Here is a 6,000-nt window from a genome sequence, read left to right on the forward strand (position 1 = left end):
TCCGGGGGCTGCCGCTCGCTTTTTGTGTCCAAGCCCGCGACTCGCGACTCGCGCGCGCGCTACGGCATGCGCGCGAGGCTCACCTTCGGAGGTGCACTCGTCGAGCTCGAGGCGCGTGCCGTCCGCCGAGACGCGTGAGGAAGTACATGTTCGTGCCGGTGCCCTTCAGGTTGATTTGGTACGAACCCAGGCCGTTCATCCTCGGTTCGAGTACGCTCGGCCAAGAATGCGAACCGCTCACTCCCTCGCGGCAGCCTCGAGCCTCGTCGTCGCCGCGCTCGTCGCTGGCTGCGGCGGCGGCTCCCTCGTGCTCAAGAGTCCCCTCGCGGACAAGTGCATCGACGCCGGACCAGCGCTGCGACGAGCTCACCGAGAGTGCTCACCGTACGTAGAGGGCGACCGCGCGGGGGCACGGGCGTATCCAGCGCGTCGTGGTCGACAACGACGCCGCGCGCGTGCGGAAGCTCGCCGGGCTCCTCCGCACCGCCGCGGACGCACCGGGGCTCGGCTCCTTCAAGGCACAGCTCGAAGAGGTCGCGACGATCCTCGACACGAGCGGGGGCGGCGGCGCGGGCCCGGCGGCGCCGAATCCCGACGCCAAGCCGGAGGCCAAGGCCGACGCCAACAAAGGCGAGCCGCGCGGCGGCGCGACCCGACGACGCGCACCAAGACCGTGACGGCCATCCTCGCAGGGCACCCGCGCGCCTACGCGTGCGCGCCGCTCGGCAAGACGTCGCAGGCGCACGCGGGCTCCACGTGCCTCCGCCTTGGCATCGGGCCGCTCGTCGTCTCCGACCTCGTGACGAGCGCCGCGTGCCCCGGGGACATCCTGGTCATGGCGGGGCCGTCCGACGCGCCCCGCGTGGGTGGTGGGCAGCGTACCGCCGCGCGAGCGGTTCGCGATGCACGGCGCGCGCCTCGTGGTCGGGCCCGAGGACGAGCTCGTCGTAGCGGTCCACTCCGCGACGGCGCTCCCGCGCGACGCGACGTGCGGCGTCACGGTGTCGCTGCGGCGCCCCTGAGGTATCGAGGAGGCGGGGTTTCTCGAACCCCGAGTCGACGAAGGTGCCCGCTCCGAAGGGTCGCGGCAGCGCCGATCCCAGCTGGGACGCGGCGCCCGCAGCGTGGCGGTCGCGGAGGGGAGCGAACCCTCCGCGGCGCCGCTGGCTCGTACCGGTGAGCGGGCCAGCGCCGGCCGTCAGACGGAGGAGCCCCGCGTGGGCGACTGGACCATGTTGAAACTTGCACTCTACATCCTCGGAGGCGCTCTCCTCGGCTTCGCCTACCACCGCCTCGTCGGCTGTCGGTCGGGCGCCTGCCTCATTACGGCCAACCCGTACGTCTCCACGGTCTACGGCGCCGTGATGGGGTATCTGATGTCGGGCGGAGTCCGCTGAGCCACGTCGGAGTGACCACGAGGAGCACGCGCCCTCACGTTGGAGCGCGGCACGAGCCCGCGCACCGCGAGGACCTCCGTCGCGCCGCCCCGGAGCGAGCGGGGGCGCGGCGCTGAAACTCGCATGCGAGCCGGCCGTTTACGACGCCGGTTGGACGGTGGTCGCTACCCGGGACCTCACGGCCAGCTCGGGACGTAGTCCTCGACGCGCTGCAGCTGCATCTCCAACCAAGGGTGCAACTGTGGGCGTGGCCCTCAGCAAGGCGGGCGCCCGCATCACACCCGACCAAGCCCAGCTCGCGCGGGGCGGGCCGGTCATTCCGCGAAACCTGCTGGCAGGCATCAAGGCGCCCAGAAAGTGACGCGACGCGCGCCGGAGCGGTCGTAGGCGACGTTTGCGCGGCCAGATGTCCGGTTTTCGTGCAAGGTGCTCGCCCAGGTGCCGGTCTCTCGCTGAGCACCTCCACACGAGGGGCGGTCCGCGAATGGCTGGTGAGGGTTTCGCTTCCTTGGGTCTCAGCGAGCCCCTGCTGCGCGCGGTCGGCGACCTCTCGTACGTGTCTCCATCCCCCGTCCAGCTCGAGGCGATCCCCGCGATCTTGAGCGGTCGCGACGTCTGGGTGTCGGCGCGGACGGGGTCTGGGAAGACCGCCTCGTTCGTCCTCCCCTCCTCGAGCGCTTCTTCGCGCAGCCGGTCGCCGCGCGGGCCGAGGACCCGCCGCGCGCGCTCGTGATCGCGCGCCCACGCGCGAGCTCGCCGCGCAGATTGGCGAGGCGTTCGATACCTGCGGACGCCACCTGGCAGCGCGCCCGAAGACATGCGTGCTCGTGGGGGAGTCTCGAAGAATCCCCAGATGCTCGCCCTCCGCGGCGGGGCCGACATCGTCATCGCCACACCCGGCCGCCTGCTCGATCTCGTGTCGGCCAACGCGCTCCATCTCGCCGGGGTCGAGGTCCTCGTGCTCGACGAGGCCGACCGTCTCCTCTCTCTCGGCTTCGCCGACGAGCTCTCTCGCGTCCTCGCGCGCCTCGGGCCGAGGCAGCGCCTGCTCTCTTCTCCGCGACGTTTCCGGCGACGGTGCGCGCGCTCGCGGCGGACCTCTTGCGCGAGCCGGTGCGCGTCGGATCGACGCGGGCGCCGGACTCTCCGGCCCCGACGCGACGGTCGTGCAGCGCGCCATCGCCGTGGACACAGGCGCGCACGGCGCTCCTGCGCCACCTCCTCGAGACCCACGGGTGGGCGCAGGTCCTCGTCTTCGTGGCGAGTCGGCACGCGGCCGACCACGTCGCCGAGAAGCTCCGGCGCGCGAGCGTGACCGCCGCCCGCTCCACGGGATGTTTCTCAGGGATCACGCACCAATGCGCTCGAGGACTTCAGAGCATCGCGTGCAGGTCCTCGTCGCGACCGACCTCGCGGGGCGCGGGCTCGACGTCGTCGCGCTCCCCGCGGTCGTGAACTACGACCTCCGCGATCGGCGGTCGAGTACGTCCACCGCATCGGGCGGACCGCGCGCGCGGGAGAGCCCGGGGTGGCGGTGAGCTTCGTTACCGCGGACTCCGAAGCGCATTTTCGCTCGATCGAGAAGCGCCACCGGCTCGCCCTGCGCGCGAGAGCCTCGCCGGCTTCGAGGCCGTCGAGATCGCGACGCCTGTGCTCGACCCGCACGGAGGGGTGAAGGGAAAGCGCAAGAGCAAGAAGGACAAGCTCCGTGAGGCGGCGCTCCGAAAGCCCTGAAGGATCGCCTCGCTGGCCCGGTTCCGCTCGCCTCGGGCCGGGGCCGCTGACACACTCGACCCCATGATCTTGCTCATGATCGCCGGGGCCGGGCTCTTCGTCGTCGGGTTCGTGACGTTCTTCGCCCTCTTGGTCGCGCACGGCGGATTCGCGAAGAGTCGACAGTTTGGCGTGGTCGGCGAGATCTCCTCGGGTCGCCAGGGGGGATTCGCGCAGGTCGTGATGGCGATCGCGTTTCTCCTGATGCCATTCGGTGCCTGCGGGATGGTTCGCCGCGGTCGCCGCGGGCGACCAGGGCCGGAAGTCCAGCTGCAACGACACCTGCGTCGAGCGGGGCTACCGGACGGGCAGAGTGCAGGGGTCGAAGGCGATGGACCCCAAACGCCCCAACGCCCATGCGTTCGTTGCGTGCGTCTGCAGTGGAGGTGATTCACCCGACCTCGAGCTCGACGCCCGCGACCTTGAGTGAGGCACGGCCGACTCTTCGCCGAGAGAGCGCGCTCTAGAACAGTCCCGCCATATGAAGGGCCAGCGAAGAGCAGACCGTCCCCGCGATGCCCATGGCGGCGAGGCCTCCGAGGAAGAGCCTCTTCATCTTCTCTGTGACATCAGGATACCGATCGCGCCGAGGACGAGGCCCAGTTGTAGGAAGAGGGTCGCGAGGTCGAAGCGATCGCCCGCGCGGCCGAGCCGCTCGAGCTTCCTCGATCGACTTGACGCCGACGACCGCACCTGGCTCGCCGTCGACCTCCTGCCGCCAGTTGTCCTTGCCGACCGCCTCCGAGCCACGAAGGATCTCGTCCTTCTCTTTCTCGTAGCGAGCGATCCGCTGGTCGAGCGCCGCGGCCTGCTTCTGCAGAACGGGCGCCTTGTCCCTGCCGACCGCGCCTCCCTCGACGAGCGCACGGAGCAGATCACGCTGGCCCTCCACGAGCGTCGATTTGATACCTTCGACTGGTACCAGAGGTACGCGCTCGTCTTTCGGTGTTCAGCTGGAGCTCGTCGTCGCCGTGTTGGCCCGCCGCGAGCTCGTTCAACGCCAAGACCGCGGCGAAGAGGGCGATGACGAAGCCGAACGTCATCTCGTACCGCTTCTTCACGGGGTCGTTGTCCGGGTCCACGGGCGGCGCGGCCCTGGCCTCGTCTTGGGTGGCGTCCTTGGCGGTCTCCTCTTTGGCGCTCTCCGTAGCTTCGCTCATGCCCCTTTTGTAACCGCTCGAGTGGAGGGTAAGAAGAAAAACGCGCGCCTTCGCGTGGACGCCTGGAGGGACGACATGGATCTCGATCTCATCGTCACCCCCGACCTACCCGAGCCACTACTCGAAGCTCTACCGGAACGACGGGACTGGCCACTTCACCGACGTGACGTACGAGGCCCGCATCGCGCGCCATCAGTCCCAAGGCGCCGTGTGGTCCGACGTGGACGAAGACGGGGACCTCGATCTCGTCGTCCCGGCGACTGCTCGGACAAGCGCATCACGGTGTTCGAGAACCGCGTGGGGAACAAGAACCACTGGGTGTTCCTGCGGCTCGTCGGCACCACGGCGAACCACGAAGCGATCGGCGCGCGCGTCACGCTCCGCGCCGGAGGCGTCACACAGATCCGCGAGGTGAAGGCGGAGGCGCGGCACCAGTCGACGCGGTGGGTCCACTTCGGGCTCGGGCCCAACACGACGATCGAGTCGCTCACCGTGCGCTGGGGGAGCGCCGCTCCAGAGACCATCGCGGGGGCGAGCGGCGACTCCCGGTTTACCGTCGTCCAGGGCTCCGGGAAGGTGGCGCTGATCGTCCGAGGGTCTCGGTGCTGGCCCCAACATCGATTCGACGAAGACCCGGCGCAGCGACCTCCGCGAAAGTCAGCCCTTCTTGCAGATCACCTGCACGAACGGGAGCGAGCCTCCGCCCCCGACGGCCCGTCGATCTCCGAGAGCTCGACCAGCCCGTGTGGACCAAACTCCCGCGCCACCGACACGGCGTCGTGGAAGTACATCGGTAGCGCGCAGCGTCAAGCGGCCCGGAGCGTGCCGTCGGCGCGGGCAGCCCGACGGTCCGGCGTCACGCCGGTCGAATCTGCACCGGGACGTGCTTGTGGTACGGAGTGCGCGCGAGCGGATCGCAGTGCTCGCTCGCCGTCAGGCGGTTCAGCTGCGGTCCCTGGGGCTCGCCGCTACAGTAGCACATCCCGTACCCGTGCGGCAGCGTCCTGCATGCCGGTACGGAGCGCCGTGTCGTGCTCGACCGTCAGCTAAGGGTCTCTCCCGACGCCGGGTACAACCCGCGCGACCGCCGTCGATAGAGGCCCGAGGCGCTTCGCGTCGTCGGGGTGCATGCGCATCGCGCCGGTGAGGATCAGTCCTGCGCCACGCCGGATCGCGAAGATCTGATTGGCGTTGTAGGTCCGGCGTTCGCCCGCGAGCAGCGAAGGCGGGCTCGATGGCAGGCTCGTCGCGCGGCCTCGGCGACGCGGGTCAACATCTCAGGATCTCGAGGTGAACGCGAAAACGATCGTGGTGGTCGTAGCCTCCGCACGTCACGCATCGCGTGGCGCGCGACGATCGTGCCCTGCGGGCCGTCGAGGATCGCGCGGAAGAGCGCCACGCCGAGCAGGAAACCGGTTGCCCCGATGGCCGGCCGCTCGCACCGCGGCCGCCTCGCGGTTCGCGAAAGGTCGAGCCCGAGCGGGAGCAGCGGCGCGATCGCCGCGGGGACACGCACGCGGGAGGAGTTCGCGCGCCGGCGTGCGCAGCAACCCCCCAGCGTGCGATACAGGATCGAGCGGGCGAACAGGCGCAGCCGTGGCTTCGCCGCGAGCAGCGCCGCCGAGAGCGGCGATCCAGCCGGCGTGCTTCGTGGCGTCGGGCTCGACGGC

General features: G+C 70.3%; 4 protein-coding genes and 2 pseudogenes. 4 read left to right on the forward strand and 2 right to left on the reverse strand.

Annotated elements, in window-relative coordinates; translation table 11 throughout:
- The first annotated feature begins 431 nt into the window (after positions 1-431).
- From IPQ09_30425 to IPQ09_30435, 3 genes and pseudogenes are all read left to right on the forward strand, one after another.
- A complete protein-coding gene (locus tag IPQ09_30425; protein ID MBL0198461.1) occupies positions 432-677 on the forward strand; it encodes a hypothetical protein in 246 nt (81 codons plus the stop codon).
- Between the two features lie 555 nt (positions 678-1,232).
- Positions 1,233-1,397, forward strand: coding sequence for a YtxH domain-containing protein (locus tag IPQ09_30430; GenBank protein ID MBL0198462.1), 165 nt, complete (start codon positions 1,233-1,235; stop codon positions 1,395-1,397).
- Positions 1,398-1,881: 484 nt separating this feature from the next.
- Positions 1,882-3,131 (forward strand): annotated as a pseudogene (locus tag IPQ09_30435) (DEAD/DEAH box helicase).
- A 591-nt stretch (positions 3,132-3,722) separates the two neighbouring features.
- Here IPQ09_30435 and IPQ09_30440 read toward each other — a convergent pair.
- Both IPQ09_30440 and IPQ09_30445 read right to left on the reverse strand, forming a co-directional pair.
- Positions 3,723-4,124 (reverse strand): annotated as a pseudogene (locus tag IPQ09_30440) (DUF4337 family protein).
- Positions 4,046-4,330 (reverse strand): hypothetical protein, encoded by a 285-nt coding sequence (locus tag IPQ09_30445; protein MBL0198463.1) that lies wholly within the window; start codon positions 4,328-4,330, stop codon positions 4,046-4,048. Before IPQ09_30445 ends, IPQ09_30440 begins: the two are co-directional and overlap by 79 nt.
- 282 nt (positions 4,331-4,612) lie before the next feature.
- On the opposite strand from IPQ09_30445, the gene IPQ09_30450 reads away from it, so the two are divergent.
- Positions 4,613-5,380 (forward strand): ASPIC/UnbV domain-containing protein, encoded by a 768-nt coding sequence (locus tag IPQ09_30450; GenBank protein ID MBL0198464.1) that lies wholly within the window; start codon positions 4,613-4,615, stop codon positions 5,378-5,380.
- Positions 5,381-6,000 lie beyond the last annotated feature (620 nt).

The sequence above is a fragment of the Myxococcales bacterium genome (assembly GCA_016720545.1).
Lineage (GTDB): Bacteria > Myxococcota_A > Polyangia > Polyangiales > Polyangiaceae > JAAFHV01.